This is a genomic window from Streptomyces sp. NPDC042100, assembly GCF_055582325.1.
In genome coordinates, this window is record NZ_JBVJDK010000003.1 from 1 (window position 1) to 18,768 (window position 18,768).

The following is an 18,768-nucleotide window of genomic DNA, read 5'->3' on the forward strand; positions in this document are numbered from 1 at the left end:
CCGGCGAAGGAGAAGGTGATGGTGGTGCCGGGGTGGGTCTTCTCGTAGGCGGCGCCGGCGGTCTTGAAGACGTCGGTGAGGGAGGCGGCGGCGAGGACGGTGAGCTGGGCCTTGGGGGCGGTGGTGGTGGTGGGGGTGGCGCCGCCGGTGGTGTCCTTCTTGGTGTCGTCGCCGCTGGAGCAGGCGGCGAGGGGGACGAGCAGGGCGGCGGTGAGCGCGGCGGCGGCGGTGCGGCGTCCGGCCGGGGACAGGGCGAAGGACATGGCGGTACGACTCCTTGGGGGACGACGTGCGACGGCGTGAACGGCGTGAACGGCGGTGACGAGCTGTCAGGTGCGATCGATGTGCACGCTGGTCGACTTCACGCGGGCGGTGGCCCGCATACCGACCTCCAGTCCCAGCTCCTCGACGGCCTCCCGGGTGAGGAGGGACACCAGGCGGTGCGGTCCGGCCTGGATGGTCACCTGGGCCGCGATGTCACCGAGCTTGATCGCGGTGACGATCCCCGGGAAGGCGTTGCGCGCCGACGTGTACGAGGCGTCCTCGCCGTCGCCCTGGGCGGTCTCGGCCGAGAACGCGGCCAGCGACTTCCCGTCGATCACACGCCGGCCGCTCTCGTCGCGGTGTGTCGCGACCCGGCCCGCGTCGGCCCAGCGCCGCGCGGTGTCCGGGCTGACGCCCAGCAGACGCGCGGCCTGCCCGATGGTGTAGGACTGCATGTTCGATACCGTAGGGCGCTCAGCCTCGCATCTGCAAGAAAGCCGTACGAGCCTCCATGGCGGATGAGAACGCGCTTGGAGGAAGTGACGAGCCCCCGGACCGTCAGGGCGTCGCGCGGACGATGACCAGGGAACCCTCGTACGTGGGCCGGGTGCGCAGGTGCCCGTGGCGCGCGTCCCACTCCCCGGAGCGCAGGTCGCGGGTGAGCTCCCAATCGAAGCGCTCCCGGGCGGCGTCGTCGATGAAGCTCCAGGCCGAACACGCCTGGCGGGCCGCCGGGTCGAGCAGCATCTCGGGGCGCCCGTAGTAGGCCTCGTTGAAGCCGTCGGTGCAGTCGAGCGGGATCGGCACGCGCCGGGTGGACACGGTGCCGCCGAGGGCCTCGGCCATGGTCGCGACCGGCGGGTGGCGGCGGGCCTCGGTGTCCAGGACCTCGGGGGCGTACGCGTACAGCCAGAAGTCGCGCACGAGCAGCGGGTCGTGGGTCAGGACCACGACCGGGCCCCGGGTCACCCGCCGCAGCTCGCGCAGCCCGGCGGTGGCGTCGCTCCACTGGTGGACGCTGAAGAGGGTCATCGCCCCGTCGAAGGCGTCGTCCGGGAACGGCAGGTCCTCCGCGACGGCGTCCACCGCCCGCGCGAGCCGGACCGGGCGCCGGGCGCGCATCGGCTCCGAGGGCTCGACGGGCGTCACGCTGCCGGCCGCCGTCTCGTACGAACCGGCCCCGGCGCCCACGTTGACGACGGTCCGGGCTCCGCCGAGCGCCTCGGCGATGGCCTGAGCGATCCGGTCGTCGGGCCGGCGGAAGGAGGAGCGGCCCGAGCCGGTGGAGCCGTGAGCGGTGCGGTCGAGGCCGCCGGTGCTGCCGTCCTCGGTGCGTACCTGCATGGTCCTACCTCGCCTTGTGAGCAGAAACGGGGCCGCGCGACCAACGGAGGTGCCGGGCCGCGGGTGCGGGACCGCGCCCCACGTAGGCATCGTGCATTCACAAGGGGAGACGCGGAAGCCTCTTCGCAGATGCCTGGTGATTCACCTGTGAGCCCCACAGATGCGAGTTCGGACGAAATGCCTACCGCTCCCGGCCGGCGGGGCGGGCGCTGGGTACAGTGGATCACCCACGAGGCCCACAGGTGCGAGGTGCGCGGTGCGAGGTGACGCCCTTCCTCCGGGGCAGCGCGAGGCCAAGGGGTGGCCGCTGTCCCACTACGGACCGGTGCCCCGCTTCCGCCCCGAGCGCTGGAACCTCCAGGTCTTCGGCGCCACGGCGGGCGGCGGGAAGCACTCCTGGACCTTCGACGAGGTGACCGCCCTGCCCACCGCCACCATCGAGGCCGACCTGCACTGCGCCTCGGGCACCTCGACCTTCGGCCACGAGTTCTTCGGCGTCCCGGCGGCGGTGATCCTGGCGCTGGCCCCGCCCGCCCCGGCGGTCACGCACGTGATGGCCTGGGCCGAGTACGGCTACAGCGCCAATCTGCGCCTCGCCGACTTCGCCGCCGAGCGGACGCTGCTGGCCACCCACCACGGCGGCGAGCCCCTCACCGTCGAGCACGGCTTCCCGCTGCGGCTGGTCGTGCCGCACCTGTACGGCTACAAGGGGCCGAAGTGGCTGCGCGGGATCGAGTACATGACCCGGGACCGGCGCGGCTTCTGGGAGGAGCGCGGCTACCACAACACCGCCGACCCGTGGGCGGGGCAGCGCTACGCGTACCAGGAGGACGAGCCGGTCTGAGCGGGCGGTCTCAGCGGCCGAGCCTGGTGTCCAGCCAGGCGAGGACCTCGGGGGTGACCGGGTCGGTGATGTCGGCGAACTCCTCGTGCTTCTTGAGGAACGCGGCGACGTACGGGCAGACCGGGACGATCCGCATCCCGGAGGCGCGGACGTCGGTCAGCGCCTGCCCGACGAGGATCGAGGCGAGCCCCCGGCCCGCGTAGGCCTCGTCGGTCTCGGTGTGGAAGAACACCCGGCGGTCGTCGCGGTCGCGGTAGGCGGTGAGGCCGGCGCGCTCGCCGTCGACGAGGATCTCGTAGCGGTGGCGCTCGTCGACACGGCGCACGACGGGGGCGGCTGTCGCGGGGGTGGTCTGCTCGGTCATGGCGTTTCCTTGTCGGTGACGCGGCGGTGGCGGACAGGCGGGTGGCGGTCAGGCCGGCGTCGGGCGGGGCGGGCGCGGTCAGGCGCGGGGCGGGTTGCGGCGCGGGGTGATCACGGCGTTCGGGAGCGCCGGGGCGGGGAGCCGCCCGCCGGGGTAGCCGAGGACCTCGCCGAAGCGGTCGGAGGCGCGCTCCCACTCCTCGCGGGCCTCGACGATGTCCCGGTGGTCGCGGCCGATGAAGTTCCACCACATGACGATCTCCTCCTCGAACGGCGCCCCGCCGAGCAGCACGGTCCGGGCGGGCCGGCCGGAGTCGTTGGCGAGGGTGAGGGTGGCGCGGCCGGGGGCGGCGTAGCCGAGCTCGGCGGGCTTGAGCGCGGCGCCCTCGAAGCGCACGTCCCCCTCGTCGACGAGCAGTCCGTGCTCGAACTCCGGGTCCACCTCCAGCGTGACGGAGGCCCCCGCGTCGATGAGGATCTCGGCGCCGAGGAGCGGGGTGAAGGTGCTCACGGGGGAGGTGTCGCCGGCCAGGGTGCCGAGGAAGACGCGCAGTTCGGCGCCGTCGACGCGGCGGGGCTCCGGCGCGTGGTGCTGGAAGGCGCGCGGGGCGTGGCGGTGCGCGTCGGGCAGGGCCACCCAGAGCTGGACGCCGTGCAGCTCGGTGGTGTCCGGGGTGGAGACCTCGGTGTGGGCGATCCCGTGACCGCCCGTCATGAGGTTGATCTCGCCGGGCCGTACGAAGGCGTGGGTGCCGAGGCTGTCGCGGTGCTCGATCTCCCCGGCGAAGAGCCAGCTGACCGTCTGCAGGCCGGTGTGCGGGTGCGGGGCCACGTCCATGCCGCCCGACTCGGAGACGCGGTCGGGGCCGTAGTGGTCGGCGAAGCACCAGGCGCCGATGAGGGTGCGGGCGCGCTGCGGCAGAGTGCGGCGTACGGTCATCGCGCGGGGGCCGCCGAGCGGGACGTCCCGGGCGGTGAGGACCTGCACCTCGGTCTGCGCCATCTTGTCGGTCCTCTTTCCCGGTTTCCCAGATATAGTTTCGCTTTCAACAATTATGAGTGATCATAGAGCCGAAGGCAACCCACCACCACGGGCGAAGGAGCACAGGGTGACCGAGACCCCCCAGACCACGACGGCGGCCCCCCGGACGCAGGGCCGGATCTACCTCGACAAGCAGAGCCCCGCCGCCTACAAGGCACTGCTCGGCACCGCCGAGGCCGTCCGCGCCACGGCTGCCGACGCCGGGCTCGACCGGATCCTCGTCGAACTGGTCAACCTCCGGGTGTCCCAGCTCAACGGCTGCGCCTCCTGCCTCGACGTGCACACCCGCGCCGCCCTGCGCGCCGGCGAGACCAGCCGTCGCCTCGGCGTGCTCGCCGCCTGGCGTGACACGGAGCTCTTCACCGACCGCGAGCGCGCGGCCCTGGCCCTCGCCGAGGCCACCACCCACCCCTCCGACGCCCTCGCCCAGGAACGCGCCTACGCCGAGGCGCGCCCCGCCCTCACCGACGACGAGATCTCGGCGGTGCTGTGGGTCGCCGTCGCCATCAACGCCTTCAACCGGGTCTCGATCCTCAGCAAGCACCCGGTACGGGACACCCCGGCCCGCTGACCCGCTCAGGGTGCCGCGCACACACCCCCGGCCGCCATGGTCCGCCGCCCCCGGGCAGCCGCGCCCACCCCCACGGCCACGGCCGCCGCCCCGTAGGCGGCGGCCGTCCCCCAGGGGCCCGTCGCCGGACCCGCGAGATACGCCACCGCCCCGGCCGCCGCCACGCCCAGCCACTCCCACCGGCCGTCCAGGGTCACCAGCGCCACCAGGAGCAGCGCGTACCACGAGTAGCCCGGGGTCAGCAGCAGGAAGGCCGAGCCCGTCAGCACCAGCGCCCCGCTCCAGGGCCGCTCCGGATCCCCGCGCCACCACACCGCCGCCGCGACCGCCGCGATCCCCAGCAGGGCCGCGGGCGCCGCCCACGCGTCCGGCAGCACCAGCCGCAGCAGCGCGTAACGGCCGCCCGCGTCGGCCGAGTCGTACCCCTCCTCCCGCGCGTACCCGCCGAGATAGCCGAGGACGGAACCCTCCGACACCAGGAGGTACGGGATGTAGGACAGTGTCACCGTGACCGCCGCCGGGACCAGCACCGCGAGCACTGCCCGGGGCCTCCGCAGCCCGGCCAGCGCGCCCGGCAGGAGCAGGACCGGCAGCAGCTTCGCCGCGACCGCCAGCCCGAGCAGCACCCCGCCGACGACCCGCCGCCGGGCCACCACCAGGAGGCCGACGACCGAGAACAGCACGGCCAGCACGTCCACATGGGCGTTGTCCACCGCCTCCACCGGCACCGCCGGACACCAGGCCCACAGCGCCGCCCGCCAGACCTCGCCCCGACGGCGCAGGAAACCGGCCAGCACCCCGGTCACCGCGAGCGCGAGCACCGCGGCCCCGGCCTGCAGCGGCTTGTGCCGCGCGTCCGGCGGCCCGACCGCCTCCACCAGCAGGAACCAGCCCTCGGCGACCGGCGGATAGATCGTCGGCACCGAGGGCCGGTTGATCCGGGTGCAGCCGCCGCCCGGCAGCGCCGACAGCTCCCCCCCGGCCACGCAGCCGGCGGGATCCGGGAACAGCCAGGTGTCCCGCAGCGGCACGAGCGCCGGATCCCCGGGCACATGGTCGTACGGCGAGATCCCGGCGGCCTGCACCCGCCCGTCCCACGCGTACCGGAAGGAGTCCGTCGACGTGCGCGGCCCCGCCAGCAGCCCCGTCGCGGTCACCGCGACCGCCCCCGCCAGCACCAGCGGTACCACCGCCCGGCCCGGCACCCGGCGCAGCGCCACGACCGCACAGGCGAACAGCGCCCAGGCGGCCCCGTACCCGGCGAGGAAGGCGGTGCCGCCCGAGCTCCCGCGCACCAGCGCGGCGAGGACGGTGACCAGCGCCGCCAGCGGAAGGACGGCCGTGAGCAGAGGGCGGAACATGGACGCAGCGTGCCAGCGGCCGGGCGGGCGGGCCCGCCGACCCGGCGGGGCGTTCGGGTTTCGTAAGGTGTCGGACCGCCCACCGGCCCGCCCGGAGCGGTGTCATGGACGGCATGACCCCCCGCACGTCCGGGCCGCGCCCGCCCGTCCGGCCGGAGTTCCGGCCGCCCTCCTTCACCGGCCGCCTCCACGACGCCCGCACTGCCACCGCCGTCGGCCGCTGGCTCGGCGCCGCGTTCGCCGTCTGCTTCCTCACCGGGCTCGTCAGCCACTACCTCCAGCACCCGCCGGACTGGCTCGCCGGCCGGCTGCCCGCCCGCCCGGTCTGGGGCTACCGGCTCACCCAGGGAGTGCACGTCTCCACCGGGATCGCGGCGATCGTGCTGCTCCTGGTCAAACTGTGGACGGTCTACCCCCGCCTCTTCGTCTGGCCGCCCCTCCGCTCCGTACGGCACGCGCTGGAACGCCTCTCCGTCGCCGTCCTCGTGGCCTCGGCCGTCTTCGAGGTGCTGACCGGGCTGCTCAACATCGCCCAGTGGTACCCCTGGCCGTTCGCCTTCGTGCCCGCGCACTTCGCGGTCGCCTGGGTGGCGGCCGGCGCGATCCTGCTGCACATCGCCGTCAAGGCCCCCGAGATCGCCGCCCATTGGGGACGCCGCTCCCCGGGGACGCGGTCGCTCCCCGCCGCCGACGCCGTCGACCGCCGCTCGCTGCTCCTCGGCACCGCCGCCGCGGCCGGGGCGGTCACCCTGACCACCGTCGGACAGTCCCTCACCCCGCTCAAGACCCTCGACCTGCTCGCCCCGCGCCACCCCGACCACGGCCCGCAAGGACTTCCCGTCAACCGGACGGCGGCGGCGGCCGGGGTCTCGGCGGCCGGCCTCGGCGCCTGGCGACTGGAGGTCGCCGGCCCCCGCCCGTACACCCTCACCCTCGACGAACTGCGCGCGATGCCGCAGACCGCGGCCGCGCTCCCCATCGCCTGCGTCGAGGGCTGGAGCGTCCAGGCGCGCTGGGCCGGGCTCCGGGTGCGCGACCTGGTCGAACGGGCCGGGGGGCGGCCCGGGACCGCCGCACTCCGCGTCACCTCGCTCGAAGTGAGCGGCGCCTACCGGGTGATGGAGATGGGCCCGCAGTACGCCGACGACCCGCTGACCCTGCTCGCCCTGACCCTCAACGGGAGCGCCCTCTCCCTCGACCACGGCTTCCCCGCACGGATCATCGCCCCGAACCGGCCCGGCGTCCTCCAGACCAAGTGGGTCCACCGACTGGAGGTCCTGTGAACACCCGCGAAGCCGTACGGTACGGGGCCGGGGCCCTGGGTGTCGCCTCGATCGGCCTCGGCCTGTGGCTGCTGACGACGGGCCCCGACCCGCTGGGCGTCCTCGTCTGGCTGGCCGGGGCGCTCCTCCTGCACGACGGGATCATCGCCCCGCTGGTCCTCGCCGCCGGCGCGCTGCTCGCCGCCCGGCGCGACCGCGGCCTGCTGCGCGGGGCGTCGATCGTGGCGGGCACCCTCGTCCTGATCGCCCTGCCCCCGCTCCTGCGCCCCGGCCCGCCCCCGAACCCCTCCGTCCTCCCGCTGCCCTACGCCCGCAACCTGCTCCTGCTGCTCGCGGTCGTGGCCGCGACGACCGCGGCCGTCGCCCTGACCCGACGGCTCCGCGCCCGGCGGGACGCGCGGGAGGAGTGACCGCTCTGCGCTGCCGTCATGCGCAGACCGAAACCGCACGAAGTGCCGCCCCCGTACCGACGCTTCGCCGGGCACTGCCACGTCTGCGACCTGGGCCTCCAGTGGGAGGCGCACCGCCGCACCGCGGTGGTCGACAGCACGGGCGGCACCTCCTGCGAGGAGTCGTTCACGGGCCGGCACGTGCTGATCCCGGCGCGGCGGAGGGGCGGGGGGTGAGGGGGAGGGGGCGGAGGGCTGGGCGGGGTGAGCCTCGGCCTTTGGCTCGGCCTCGGCCTTTGGGCTGGGCCCGGCCTCCGGGCTCGGTCCGCTCCCCGGGCTCAGCCCGTTGCCCTGGCCTGGCCCGGCCCCCCCCCGGCTCAGTCCGCCCCCGGCGTCAGCGCCGTGAAGCGGCGGTCCGCCACCGACCAGTGGTCCGTGACCCGCCAGCCCGTCGCCGCCGCGTGCCGGGCCAGCGGGCGGGGGCCGACCCGGGCCCAGGGGAACGGGGCGCCCAGCCCGCCCCGGCCGTCGGCGACGCGGACCTCGCAGCGTTCGTCGACGTCGGCGGGCGCGCACTCGGCGACCAGGGCGCCGGAGCGCGACACGACCTGCCGCAGCCGGCGCAGCAGCGCCGCCGGATCGCCGCCGATACCGATGTTGCCGTCGATCAGCAGCGCCGTGTCCCAGCGGCCCTCCCCGGGCAGCGGCTCGAACACGGACCGGCACAGAGCCGGACCGCCCAGCTGCCCGGCCCGCGCGACCGCCTCCGGGCTCAGGTCGATGCCCAGCGCCGGGCGCCCCTCGGCGGCGAGCGCGGCGACCAGCCGGCCCGGGCCGCAGCCGACGTCCAGGACCGTGCCGCGACAGCGCTCCAGCACCGACCGGTCCGCGAGATCGGGCGCCCGGCACCAGCGTTCCACCTCCAGCGGCAGCAGCCGGCCGTCGTCCCGGCGCAGGAAGAGCGGGCCCCGCCCGGAGCGCAGGGCGGCGCCGTACGGACCGGCGCGCCACGTCGTCGTGGCCGTCACCCGGCCGCCCCCGCCCCCCGCGCGGTCCACGCGCCGTGCCGCGCCGCGAACCGCGTCCCAGGCGCCTGGGCCGCCACGAGCGCGGCGTCCTCGGCCGTGTCCACGTCGCGCAGCACCGGCAGGGTGCCGATCCGCAGCCCGGCCGCGCCCAGCCGGCGCCGCTGGTGGGCGCCCGTGTCGGGGCGCGACATCGGCACGCCGAGCACCACGGCGGGATCCGGCGCCGCGAGGCCGAGGGCCCAGAAGCCCCCGTCGGCCGCCGGACCGAACCAGGCGTCGTGCGCCTCCCAGCACAGCGCGGGCGCGAGCAGACCCGGTGTCACCTGCGGGGTGTCCATGCCGATGAGCAGCGCGGGCCCGGGGCACGCCGCGAACGCGGCGGCGAGCCGCGCGTCCAGCCCGCCCGCCGTCTGCGGCACGACCTCGAAGCCCGGCGGCAGCCAGGGCCCCGGCCGCCCGTCGAGCACCAGGACGTGCCGGGCGGCCGGGACGAGGAGCGCGGCGGCGAGGGTGTCGGCGAGCGCCGCCTCGGCCAGTTCCGCCGCCTCCCGGGGGGTGAACGGGGGCGTGAGCCGGGTCTTCACCCGGCCCGGCAGCGGCTGCTTCGCGATGACGAGGAGGTCCGTCACGGGCGGGCACCCCCGGCCACCAGGCCGGCCGGCGCGGGCTCGTCGAGGACCCGGCTCATGTCCCGTACCGCCTGCCAGGTCCCCTTCCAGGTGCCGGTGACCTTCGAACGGCCGGTTCGCGGCAGATACGGGACATCCGCCTCGCGCACCCGCCAGCCCGCGTCGGCCGCCCGCACCACCATCTGCAGCGGATAGCCGCTGCGCCGGTCCGAAAGCCCCAGGCCGAGTAGCGCCTCGCGCCGCGCGACCCGCATCGGCCCCAGGTCGCGCAGCCGCAGCCCGGTGCGCCGGCGCAGCAGCAGCGACAGCGCCAGGTTGCCCGCCCGCGCGTGCGGCGGCCAGCTCCCGCGCCCCACCGGGCGGCGCCGCCCGAGCACCAGGTCCGCCGCGCCCTCGGCGACCGGGGCCAGCAGACCGGGCAGCAGCCCCGGGTCGAGCGAGGCGTCGCAGTCGCAGAAGCAGACGAACTCGGCCTCCGCGGCGAGCAGTCCCGCGTGGCAGGCGGCCCCGAAGCCGCGCCGCGGCTCGTGCACCACGGTCGCGCCGAGCTCGGCGGCGAGGGCGGCGGAGCCGTCGGTCGAGCCGTTGTCGACGACGACCGGCCGCCAGCCGGCGGGGATGCGGGCGAGGACCCAGGGCAGCGCCCCGGCCTCGTCGAGACAGGGAAGGACGACATCTACGGTCACGGGTTTCACGGGTCCCACCGTAGGAACCCCGACCCCCCGGAAGGCCGCTTGGGACCTTACGAAACGCGGACGTCGCCCCGCACACCGCCCGGCCGGCGGTGACCGGACGCCCGCCCGGGTGCCACGCTGTCCGGCATGAACGAGCACAGCGCACCCCACCCGGCCGCCCGGATCCTCGTGGTCGACGACGACCCGACCGTGGCCGAGGTGGTCGGCGGCTACCTCGACCGGGCGGGCTTCGCCGTCACGTTCGCGGACGACGGCCCCGGGGCGCTGCGCCGCGCCGCCGAGACCCGCCCGGACCTCGTCGTCCTCGACCTGATGCTGCCGGGGCTCGACGGCCTCGACGTCTGCCGGAGGCTTCGGGAGAGCGGCCCCGTACCGGTCATCATGCTCACCGCGCGCGGCGACGAGGAGGACCGGATCACGGGCCTCGAAGTCGGCGCGGACGACTACGTGACCAAGCCGTTCAGCCCCCGCGAGCTGGTGCTGCGGGTGGCGTCCGTGCTCCGGCGCGGTGCGACCGCCGGGGCCGCCGGGGCGGGGCCCGCCATTCCGGAACGGCTGCGGGCCGGGAACCTGACCGTGGAGCCGGCCACTCGCAGGGCGACCCGGGAAGGCCGCGAACTCCCGCTCACGCTAAGGGAGTTCGACCTCCTCGCGTATCTCCTGGCGCATCCGGCCACGGCCCACACCCGGGAGGAGCTGATGCGCCGCGTCTGGGGCTGGGAGTTCGGCGACCTGTCCACCGTCACCGTCCACGTCCGCCGGCTGCGCGCCAAGATCGAGGACGATCCGGCGGCACCGCGCCTCATCCAGACCGTGTGGGGCGTCGGCTACCGCTTCGAGCCGGCCGGGACCGAAGCCGAAGCCGAAGCCGAGGTCGAGGCCCGGCCCGAGGCCGAGGTCGAGGCCCGGCCCGGGGCCGAGGCCGGTGCCCTGTGAGGGGCGTCCTGCTCATCGCCGCCTTCGCGCTCGCCGGTGCCGCCTGCGCGGGCGCCGTCGGCGCGGTCGTGATCCGGCTGGTGCGCCACCGGTCCGTCGCCGTCTCGCTGACCGTCGTCGCGGCCGTCACCGTGACCGCGATGCTGGCCGGCACGCTCGCCGTCGCCCAGGCCATGTTCCTGTCCGGGCACGACCTGTGGGTGGTGACGGTCGTCGCCGCGATGGCCGCGCCGGTCTCCCTGGGCACCGCGCTGCTCCTCGGGCGCTGGGTGGTCGCCCGCAGCCGCGCCCTGACCCACGCGGCCCGCGACTTCGGCGACGGCGGCAGCTTCGCCGCGCCGCGCGGCCCCGCCACCGCCGAACTGGCCGCGCTCACCCGGGAACTGGCCGCCACCAGCGCGAAACTGGAGGCGTCCCGGCGCCGCGAGCGCTCGCTGGAGGCGTCGCGGCGCGAACTGGTCGCCTGGATCTCGCACGACCTGCGCACCCCGCTCGCCGGGCTGCGGGCCATGGCCGAGGCGCTGGAGGACGGGATGGCCGCCGACCCGGCCCGCTACCACCGCCAGATCCGGACCGAGGTCGAACGGCTCACCACGATGGTCACCGACCTCTTCGAACTCTCCCGGATCCACGCCGGGGCGCTGTCCCTCAGCCCGAGCCGGATGTCGGTGTACGACCTGGTCGGGGACGCGCTGAGTGGCGCCGACCCGCTCGCCCGGGAGCACCGGGTGCGCCTGCTGGGAGGCCGGGTCGAGCCGGTGCCCGTCGAGGTGGACGGCAAGGAGATGACCCGGGTGCTGGCCAACCTCCTGGTCAACGCCATCCGGCACACCCCCGCCGACGGGACGGTGGCCGTGGCGGCCGAACGCCGGGGCGGTGCCGTCGTCGTCTCCGTCACCGACGGCTGCGGCGGGATCCCGGACGAGGACCTGCCCCGGGTCTTCGACACCGGCTGGCGCGGCACCCCGGCCCGCACGCCGCCCTCCGGGGCGGGCCTCGGGCTGGCGATCGTACGCGGCATCGTGGAGGCCCACGCGGGCCGCGCGGAGGTACGGAACGTACCGGGCGGCTGCCGCTTCGAGGTGACCCTGCCGACGGCGGGTTGACCGGGGGCGGGCTGAACGGGGCGGGTCGCATGGGGGCGAGCCGGCAGGCGGCGGGCCGGGAGGCGGCGGGCGGGCAGACGCCGGGACGGAAGGCGGCGCGCTGACGCAGCCGGACAGCTCCGCGCCGACGGGCCGCCGCCTGCTGCCCGCCGCCCAGCCCACAGCGCCGCCCGCCACCCGGCAGGCGTCCCGCGGCTACCCGCCGACCGCCGCCGAAGCCCGCTGCCCGGCCCGCGCGAACTCCGCCATCCCCTCCGTGAAGCCGACGCGGGGCCGCCACCCCAGGGCCTGCCGCAGCCGGGCGGAGTCCGCCGTGATGTGCCGGACGTCGCCGAGCCGGAACTCCCCTGTGACCACCGGCTCCGGGCCGCCGCTCGTCGCCGCGAGGGCCGCCGCCATCTCGCCGACCGTACGGGGCTCGCCAGTGCCGGTGTTGTACGCGGTGAGCGCGCCGGACGGCACGCCGTCGTCCCCGCGCAGGGCCTCCAGCACGACCGTGTTGGCCGCCGCCACGTCCCGCACGTGGACGAAGTCCCGGCGCTGCCCGCCGTCCTCGAAGACCCGGGGCGCCTCGCCGCGGGCGAGCGCCGAGCGGAACAGGGAGGCCACTCCGGCGTACGGGGTGTCCCGGGGCATCCCGGGCCCGTACACGTTGTGGTAGCGCAGCGACACCGCCGTCCCGCCCGTCGTCCGGGCCCAGGCGGCGGCCAGGTGCTCCTGCGCCAGTTTGGTCGTCGCGTACACGTTGCGGGGGTCCGTGGGCGCGTCCTCCGCCACCAGGCCCGGGGCGAGCGGGGCGCCGCAGTCGGGGCAGCGCGGCTCGAAGCGGCCCGCCGTCAGGTCCTCGGGGCGGCGGGGGCCCGGCCGGACGCGACCGTGCCGGGGGCAGCCGTACCGGCCCTCCCCGTACACCACCATCGAACCGGCGAGGACGAGCCGCCGCACCCCGGTCTCCGCCATGGCCGCGAGCAGCACGGCGGTGCCGAGGTCGTTGCAGCCCACGTAGCCGGGGGCGTCGGCGAAGTCCTTGCCGAGGCCGACCATCGCGGCCTGGTGGCAGACCGCGTCGGCGCCGCGCAGGGCCGTGCGGACGCTCGCCGCGTCCCGCACGTCCGCGTGGAGGAACTCCGCGTCGGGCGGCTCGGGGGCGACGGGGTGGGCGCTGGGCAGCAGGGCATCGAGCACGACGGGCTCGTGGCCCGCCCGCCGCAGGGCCCCGACGATGTGCGAGCCGATGAACCCGGCTCCTCCGGTGACGAGTACGCGCATGGGCGCACGCTACGGACCCGCCCGGCCCGGCGCGGCGGTGCGCGCCGGGCCGTAAGACTTCCGTCATACGGGCGGAGGACCTGCCGGGCTATCGGGGCTGTCGGGCTCCGGGTCCGCGGGGCCGGGGGCGCACACGAGCAGGGTCTTCGCGATCGTCGCGCGGGATTCGAGGGCCGCGTGGGCCGCCGCCGCCTCGGCGAGCGGGTACGCGCGGCCGATCCGGACCCGCAGGTCGCCGTCGCGGACCAGCCGGAGCACGGCGCCGCCCCGGCGCAGCAGTTCCCCGCGGCCCGCGATGTGGTGCTCCAGGTTGGGGCGGGTGACGAACGCGGAGCCGGCGGCGTTGAGGCGCTGGAGGTCGAACGGCGGGACCGGGCCGCCGGACTGGCCGTAGACCGCGAGGACGCCCCTCGGGCGCAGCACGGCCAGGCTCTCGTCGAAGGTGGGGCCGCCGATCCCGTCGTAGACGGCGGCCGCGCCCGCGCCGCCGCTGTGCCGGCGCACCGCCTCGGCCAGCGCGCCCGGCGTGTAGTCGACCACCTCGGCCGCCCCGGCGGCCCGCGCGGCCTCCGCCTTCGCCGGGGTGGAGGCGGTGCCGACGACCGTGCCGCCGCGCAGCCGGACGAGCTGGGTGAGGAGCGTGCCGACGCCGCCCGCGGCGGCGTGCACCACGACGGTGTCGCCGGGCCGGACCGGGTGGGTGTCGTGACTGAGGTAGTGGGCGGTCATGCCCTGGAGGAGAGCCGCCGCGGCCGTGTCGGGGGCCAGTCCGGCGGGCACCGGCACCAGCCGGTCGGCCGGCAGGGCGGCGAACTCGGCGTACGCGCCGGGCAGGTTGGCCCAGGCGACCACGTCGCCGACGGCGACCTCGGTGACCCCTGGCCCGAGGGCGACGACCGTGCCGGCGCCCTCCTGGCCGGGCACGTAGGGCAGGTCGCGCGGGTAGGCCCCGGACCGGAAGTAGACGTCGACGTAGTTGACCCCGGCGGCGGCCAGCCGGACCAGCGCCTGGCCCGGGCCGGGTGCCGGGCGGGGCACGTCGACGAGCCGCAGGACCTCGGGGCCGCCGGGGCCGCTCACCCGTATCGCTCTCATGGCGGGGATCGTACGCCGGGCCGACGGCTCAGGCGGCGGCGTCATAGCCGGCCTCTTCGGCCAGGCCGCCGACGATCGGCAGGACCTGGCGGATCTCCCGCTCGTGGCGCAGCCACTTGTCCGGGTCGGGCCTGGTCTGGGTCATCACGACGGGCAGGTCGCGGCGGCCCCAGGACTCGGCGAACGGCAGGTCCACTGTGTCGGCGACGGCCTCCATCGCGGCGACCGGGTCGGACTTGACGTCCTCGTAGCGCAGCAGCACGGAGTTGCCGGACGGGGCGAGGGCCTTGGCCGCGTCGAGCACGGCCCGGTTGTGGGCCAGCCAGTTGCGGGCGCAGACCTCGGCGAGCGGCAGCCCGGTCCAGTCCCGCCAGCCGGGCGGCAGGCTCAGGTTCCACCACTCCTTGCCCCAGGGGAAGACGTCCGAGTAGCCCTTGATGTCGAGGGGTTCGGGCACCGGGTAGGAGAAGAACATCCGCGGGTTGAGCCAGGCGTCCATGAGGGAGCCGATGCTGGTGCGCGGGTCGCGGACGACGAAGACGTACTTCGCGTCGGGGTACAGGGCCTGGAGGAAGGGGATCCGGAAGCAGGACTGGATGCTCTTCTCCACCAGCCGGATGCCGGCGGCGCGTTCGGCCTCGGTGGGGCGCGGGCCGCGCGGCGGGAAGCAGAACGGGGTGATCTCGTCGAGCTCGCCGCCGTCCCGGGTGGTGGGCGGGCCGACCGGCAGCTCGCCGGGGAAGCGCTCCTGGAGGGCCTTCAGCGGGACGTCGTAGTAGTACGGCTGGGGCCCCTGGGCGCTGATGAAGTCGAGGTAGTCGAGCTTGTCGTCGACGGACCACTCGGCGCCGGGCCGGCGCGCGGCGGCCAGCAGGTCCGCCTCCAGGCGCGCCGCCACCTCGGGGGTCGCGTCGGAGGCGTCGAGCGCGTTGGACTCCCAGCCGCGGCGGCTGGGGTGCAGCTCCCCGCGCTCCCAGATCGGCTTGCCCTCGCGGCCGATGCTCCAGACGTGCTCGCTGCGTTCGATGAGGCTGCGGACCAGGCTGGTGCCGGAGCGGGGGTGGCCGACGATGAAGATGGGCTGCTTGAGCATGACGGGACTCGCCTTCGTGAGGAGGGGCGCGGGGAAGGGCGCGAGGAGCGGCGTGATGTGTGGCCTGCGGAGGCGGCCGGTCACGCGGGCCAGCGGGCGGACCGGACGTTCCGGTTGGCCAGCCCGGCGGCGGTGATCAGTGCCTGGACACCGGCGATCACGGCGATCGCGCCGGTGACGCCGAGGAACTGCAGGGTCACGCCGCCGACCAGGGAGCCGAGCGGGGAGCCCGCGCCGATGAGGGTGATGGTCGCGGCGATGGCACGGCCGCGCCGGTGGTCCGGGGTCTGCCGGAAGATCATGATGTCGACGAGGATCTTCAGGGCGGGCAGTCCGAGCGCCGCGAGCGTCAGCATCGCGAAGACCCAGACCGGGCCGAGCGGGAACGCCAGCAGGGCGACCGCGAGCGTGGTGAGCGTGGAGGCGGCGAGCAGCAGCCCGCCGGGGCTGAGGAGCCGGTTGAGCCGGGGCACCAGCACCGAGCCGAGGAGCATGCCGACGGCGGTGCCGGAGAGGGCCAGGCCGATGGTGCCGGCGGAGTGGTCCTGCTGACGCAGGGTCACCATCACCATGAGGATGGCGGCGGTGACGCTGAAGTAGAAGACGCAGACGAGGAGCAGGGCGGAGCGCAGCAGCCGGTCACCGAGGAGCTCGACCAGCCCGGAGAAGGCCGTGGTGAGCGGGGCGAGGGCACTCTTGCGTCCCGTGTCGGCCTCGGCGGGGCCGTCCGGCCCGTCGGGGCTGTCCGGTCCGTCGGTCCGTGGGCTCGCCGGGACCTTGACGGCCAGGGCGCAGAGGAAGGAGATGACGAATCCGGCGATGGCGGCGAGGAAGGGGAAGGCGCGGGAGACGAGGTAGAGCGCGCCGCCGAGGGGCGGTCCGGCCAGCGCCGCGGCCCCGCTGCGGGCCTCGTCCTGGCTGAGCGCCGCCGTGAGCTGATGGTCCGGCACCACGGCGCGGATCAGCAGCATCCGGGCGGGCGCCCCGAAGGCCGTACCGGCACCCAGGGCGACCGCGGCCGCCATCAGCAGGCCGAAGTCCGCCCACCCGGCCGCCAGACCGAGCACGATGAACGCCAGGGTGAGGGCGCGGACCGCCTCGGAGACGAGGAGGACGCGGCGCCGGTCCCAGCGGTCGACGAACACGCCGGCCGGAAGTCCGACGAGGAGGGCGGTGCCGATCTGGACGAAGCCGAACAGGCCCGCCAGGGCCGGGGATCCGGTCAGCGACATGATCAGGAGCGGATAGGCGACCTCCACGGTTTCGAGGCCGAGGTTGGCCGCAGCCGCTCCGATCCACAGAATTTGGAAGCGCCGGTTTCGGCGCAGGGGTGTCGGCGTGGGGAGAGTCGCGCTATCACCCTGATGTAAGCGTTCACTCATGCGTGAACGGTAGCATGGACATGAATGATTCGCTACGAGGAAATGGAGTGGGGCACATGGCCGACGATGCCGAAGCGGTGACGGTCGTCCGCGAGGTGGACGACGTGGAGACGCTGAAGGCCCTGTCCGACCCGCTCAGGCTGGCGATCCTGCGCACGATGATGAGCGACGTGCGCGCCGGGCACCGGGTGAAGGACATCGCCCGGCTGCTCGACCAGCCGCCCACCCGGCTCTACCGGCACATCAAGGTGCTGGAGGCGGCGGGCCTGATCAAGGTGGCGCAGACCCGGATGGTCTCCGGGATCCAGGAGAGCCAGTACCAGGTCGCGCAGTTCGCGCTGCGGCTGAGCCGGGACCTGCTGGCGGCCCCGGGCAACGCGGGGGACCTGGCGGACGCCTTCGCGGTGACCCTGAACGACTTCCGCGACCGGCTCGTCCGGGACATCATCAGCGGTCGCTTCCAGCCGGGGCCCGAGGCCGGCTCCGGCGACGAGGGCGCGGGCGCGGACCCGCTGGGGCCGATGGTCGTCGCGCTCGACCGGCGCCTGACACCGGAGCGGGCGGTGGAGTTCCGCTCGCGCCTGACGGAGCTGATGGAGGAGTTCAACCGCCCCGACGACGAGGAGAGGGCCGATGTGCCGGTCGAGTTCCTGCTGATGTTCTGGGCGCCCAAGGACCCCTCGGACGGCTAGCCCCCGCCCGAGCGAAGCCCCTTTGCCGGACCCCGGCAGCGCACCGGCCCACGCGCTGCCGGATCCGCCCTCTCGTGGCGCCGCCCTCGCGCGGGGGAGGATGGAGCCGCAAGGGGGGGGAGCAGGATGAGGCATGTGCCGTTTTTCCGTTGGGTGCTGACACTGGGGGTCGTGCTCTTCGCGTGCTCGGTGGGGCTCGACAGCGTCAGGTCGGAGCTGCCGGAGGCGCGCCAGATCGATCTGGCGGTGGTCGACGAGAAACCCGACGGGACGTGCAGGGTGCGGTGGGCCGACCCCTACCGGAAGAAGGTGAGGGAGGCGCCCTACCACTGCGACCCCGGGCGGGCCGACAGTCTCAAGGCGCCCCAGTACTTCGACCTTCGCGGCTACGGCTGGGAGTCCGGCTTCATGCTCACCGAGGGCCCGGACCGGGGGAACCTGGAGGACCTCACCGCCGAGCCGGACCTCGGGGCCTCGGGCGTCCTCCTGTTGCTGGGGGCGCCGCTCATCGGCGTCGGACTGATCGGCGGCAACCTCCGCGCCCTGCCGCGTGTCATGGGAGTGGAGGCCCGGCTGGTCCGCCGCGCGGCCCGGCTGTCCGAGGCGGCCCGGTGTGCGGACGAGGACTACGAGCGGGCCGTGGCGGCGGTACGGGAGGCGGAGCACCGCGCGCTCCCGGCGCGGGCGACCGGCACCGCCCCGGACCTCGGCCTCGTCACGGCCCTGTGGGTCCTGCGGGAGGCGGGCCCGCAGGCGCGCGAGACGGCCCTGCTCGGCCGGGAGCTCGCCGACCGGCTGGACGGGCTGCTGAACGACGCGGCCCCCGCCGCCGGCCTGCGGGCGATGCTGCCGGCGGGCCCGATGGCGCGCCGGAAAGCCGAGGGCGCGGTCAACGACCTGCGCCGGCTGCTGGCCGACGCCGAGCGGAACGGTCTCCCCGAGCGCTTCGCCCAGACCTCGGTCGACCTCCTCCGGGGCCAGCGGCCTTCCGGCCAGGTCGCCCTCGCGGCCGAGACGGACTTCGCCCTGGACCCAGGCGCGTACCACGCCCTGCTGGCCCTGCTGACCCGCCCCGAGGCCGCGGGCCCGCTGGATCAGGCGCGCGGCGGGGTTCTGGGTGGCCCCGGGCACCGCGAGGCACCGGCCGGAGCCGGCGTTCTCGATCCAGCCGTACGAGGCGATGGCCAGGGTCGAGGCGCCCCGGTCGGAGGCGCCCGGACGCGGGAAGGCCGGCAGGCGGCCCGCACGGGAACCTGACGTTCCATCAGGTATGGCTGGATCGCGGATCCCTCACCCGGCGTGGTGCGGACGCCGCCCAGGGTGCCCACAGCGTCCGGACGCCCCCGCCCCGGCCGGTGAGGCCGGGGCGGGGGCGTCCGGTG

General features: G+C 75.7%; 21 protein-coding genes and 1 pseudogene. 9 read left to right on the forward strand and 13 right to left on the reverse strand.

Annotated elements, in window-relative coordinates; translation table 11 throughout:
* From ACZ6J5_RS07500 to ACZ6J5_RS07510, 3 genes and pseudogenes are all read right to left on the reverse strand, one after another.
* A pseudogene (locus ACZ6J5_RS07500) lies at nt 1–263 on the reverse strand (molybdate ABC transporter substrate-binding protein); the annotation flags it as partial.
* Nucleotides 264–329: 66 nt separating this feature from the next.
* Nucleotides 330–719 (reverse strand): TOBE domain-containing protein, encoded by a 390-nt coding sequence (locus ACZ6J5_RS07505; RefSeq protein ID WP_469388691.1) that lies wholly within the window; start codon nt 717–719, stop codon nt 330–332.
* A gap of 103 nt (nt 720–822) precedes the next feature.
* Nucleotides 823–1,608 (reverse strand): class I SAM-dependent methyltransferase, encoded by a 786-nt coding sequence (locus ACZ6J5_RS07510; RefSeq protein WP_469388693.1) that lies wholly within the window; start codon nt 1,606–1,608, stop codon nt 823–825.
* Nucleotides 1,609–1,864: 256 nt separating this feature from the next.
* On the opposite strand from ACZ6J5_RS07510, the gene ACZ6J5_RS07515 reads away from it, so the two are divergent.
* A complete protein-coding gene (locus ACZ6J5_RS07515; protein WP_469388695.1) occupies nt 1,865–2,452 on the forward strand; it encodes a molybdopterin-dependent oxidoreductase in 588 nt (195 codons plus the stop codon).
* Nucleotides 2,453–2,462: 10 nt separating this feature from the next.
* Here ACZ6J5_RS07515 and ACZ6J5_RS07520 read toward each other — a convergent pair whose 3' ends face one another.
* On the reverse strand, nt 2,463–2,816 hold the full coding sequence (locus ACZ6J5_RS07520; RefSeq protein WP_469388697.1) for a GNAT family N-acetyltransferase: 354 nt from the start codon (nt 2,814–2,816) through the stop codon (nt 2,463–2,465).
* Nucleotides 2,817–2,894: 78 nt separating this feature from the next.
* Nucleotides 2,895–3,818, reverse strand: coding sequence for a pirin family protein (locus ACZ6J5_RS07525; protein WP_469388699.1), 924 nt, complete (start codon nt 3,816–3,818; stop codon nt 2,895–2,897).
* Between the two features lie 106 nt (nt 3,819–3,924).
* On the opposite strand from ACZ6J5_RS07525, the gene ACZ6J5_RS07530 reads away from it, so the two are divergent.
* Complete coding sequence (locus tag ACZ6J5_RS07530) at nt 3,925–4,428, forward strand: carboxymuconolactone decarboxylase family protein (protein ID WP_469388701.1); 504 nt, start codon at nt 3,925–3,927, stop codon at nt 4,426–4,428.
* Nucleotides 4,429–4,433: 5 nt separating this feature from the next.
* Here the strand turns inward: ACZ6J5_RS07530 and ACZ6J5_RS07535 are convergent, their stop codons facing one another.
* Complete coding sequence (locus ACZ6J5_RS07535; protein WP_469388703.1) at nt 4,434–5,789, reverse strand: glycosyltransferase 87 family protein; 1,356 nt, start codon at nt 5,787–5,789, stop codon at nt 4,434–4,436.
* A gap of 113 nt (nt 5,790–5,902) precedes the next feature.
* On the opposite strand from ACZ6J5_RS07535, the gene ACZ6J5_RS07540 reads away from it, so the two are divergent.
* From ACZ6J5_RS07540 to ACZ6J5_RS07550, 3 genes are read left to right on the forward strand one after another with little or no spacing between them, the layout of a single operon-like run.
* Complete coding sequence (locus tag ACZ6J5_RS07540; RefSeq protein ID WP_469388705.1) at nt 5,903–7,072, forward strand: molybdopterin-dependent oxidoreductase; 1,170 nt, start codon at nt 5,903–5,905, stop codon at nt 7,070–7,072.
* Nucleotides 7,069–7,482, forward strand: coding sequence for a hypothetical protein (locus ACZ6J5_RS07545; protein ID WP_469388708.1), 414 nt, complete (start codon nt 7,069–7,071; stop codon nt 7,480–7,482). Before ACZ6J5_RS07540 ends, ACZ6J5_RS07545 begins: the two co-directional genes overlap by 4 nt.
* A gap of 18 nt (nt 7,483–7,500) precedes the next feature.
* The gene (locus tag ACZ6J5_RS07550) at nt 7,501–7,698 is read left to right on the forward strand and encodes a hypothetical protein (protein ID WP_469388710.1); all 198 of its coding nucleotides are present in this window, start codon (nt 7,501–7,503) and stop codon (nt 7,696–7,698) included.
* A gap of 140 nt (nt 7,699–7,838) precedes the next feature.
* Here ACZ6J5_RS07550 and ACZ6J5_RS07555 read toward each other — a convergent pair whose 3' ends face one another.
* The 3 genes from ACZ6J5_RS07555 to ACZ6J5_RS07565 are packed head-to-tail and all read right to left on the reverse strand — an operon-like array spanning nt 7,839 to nt 9,822.
* Nucleotides 7,839–8,489, reverse strand: coding sequence for a class I SAM-dependent methyltransferase (locus ACZ6J5_RS07555; protein WP_469388712.1), 651 nt, complete (start codon nt 8,487–8,489; stop codon nt 7,839–7,841).
* Nucleotides 8,486–9,118, reverse strand: coding sequence for a TIGR04282 family arsenosugar biosynthesis glycosyltransferase (locus tag ACZ6J5_RS07560; RefSeq protein ID WP_469388714.1), 633 nt, complete (start codon nt 9,116–9,118; stop codon nt 8,486–8,488). Before ACZ6J5_RS07560 ends, ACZ6J5_RS07555 begins: the two co-directional genes overlap by 4 nt.
* Complete coding sequence (locus ACZ6J5_RS07565) at nt 9,115–9,822, reverse strand: glycosyltransferase family 2 protein (RefSeq protein ID WP_469388717.1); 708 nt, start codon at nt 9,820–9,822, stop codon at nt 9,115–9,117. The genes ACZ6J5_RS07560 and ACZ6J5_RS07565 overlap by 4 nt, the downstream gene beginning before the upstream one ends.
* Nucleotides 9,823–9,939: 117 nt before the next feature.
* Here ACZ6J5_RS07565 and ACZ6J5_RS07570 point away from each other — a divergent pair, with 117 nt between their 5' ends.
* Complete coding sequence (locus tag ACZ6J5_RS07570) at nt 9,940–10,749, forward strand: response regulator (RefSeq protein ID WP_469388719.1); 810 nt, start codon at nt 9,940–9,942, stop codon at nt 10,747–10,749.
* Nucleotides 10,746–11,855, forward strand: coding sequence for a sensor histidine kinase (locus ACZ6J5_RS07575; protein WP_469388721.1), 1,110 nt, complete (start codon nt 10,746–10,748; stop codon nt 11,853–11,855). The genes ACZ6J5_RS07570 and ACZ6J5_RS07575 overlap by 4 nt, the downstream gene beginning before the upstream one ends.
* A 195-nt stretch (nt 11,856–12,050) precedes the next feature.
* On the opposite strand, the gene ACZ6J5_RS07580 is transcribed toward ACZ6J5_RS07575, so the two are convergent.
* The 4 genes from ACZ6J5_RS07580 to ACZ6J5_RS07595 form a co-directional block, all read right to left on the reverse strand.
* Nucleotides 12,051–13,124 (reverse strand): NAD-dependent epimerase/dehydratase family protein, encoded by a 1,074-nt coding sequence (locus ACZ6J5_RS07580; RefSeq protein WP_469388724.1) that lies wholly within the window; start codon nt 13,122–13,124, stop codon nt 12,051–12,053.
* A 63-nt stretch (nt 13,125–13,187) separates the two neighbouring features.
* Nucleotides 13,188–14,219, reverse strand: a complete 1,032-nt coding sequence (locus ACZ6J5_RS07585) for a quinone oxidoreductase family protein (protein WP_469388727.1) — start codon at nt 14,217–14,219, stop codon at nt 13,188–13,190.
* A gap of 28 nt (nt 14,220–14,247) precedes the next feature.
* Complete coding sequence (locus ACZ6J5_RS07590) at nt 14,248–15,312, reverse strand: sulfotransferase family protein (RefSeq protein WP_469388729.1); 1,065 nt, start codon at nt 15,310–15,312, stop codon at nt 14,248–14,250.
* 80 nt (nt 15,313–15,392) lie between these two features.
* Nucleotides 15,393–16,694, reverse strand: a complete 1,302-nt coding sequence (locus ACZ6J5_RS07595) for an MFS transporter (protein WP_469388732.1) — start codon at nt 16,692–16,694, stop codon at nt 15,393–15,395.
* A 56-nt stretch (nt 16,695–16,750) separates the two neighbouring features.
* On the opposite strand from ACZ6J5_RS07595, the gene ACZ6J5_RS07600 reads away from it, so the two are divergent.
* A complete protein-coding gene (locus ACZ6J5_RS07600; protein WP_469388735.1) occupies nt 16,751–17,386 on the forward strand; it encodes an ArsR/SmtB family transcription factor in 636 nt (211 codons plus the stop codon).
* Nucleotides 17,387–17,512: 126 nt separating this feature from the next.
* Entirely contained in the window at nt 17,513–18,643 is a 1,131-nt protein-coding gene (locus ACZ6J5_RS07605; RefSeq protein WP_469388737.1) for a hypothetical protein, read from the forward strand.
* The last annotated feature ends 125 nt before the right edge of the window (nt 18,644–18,768 follow it).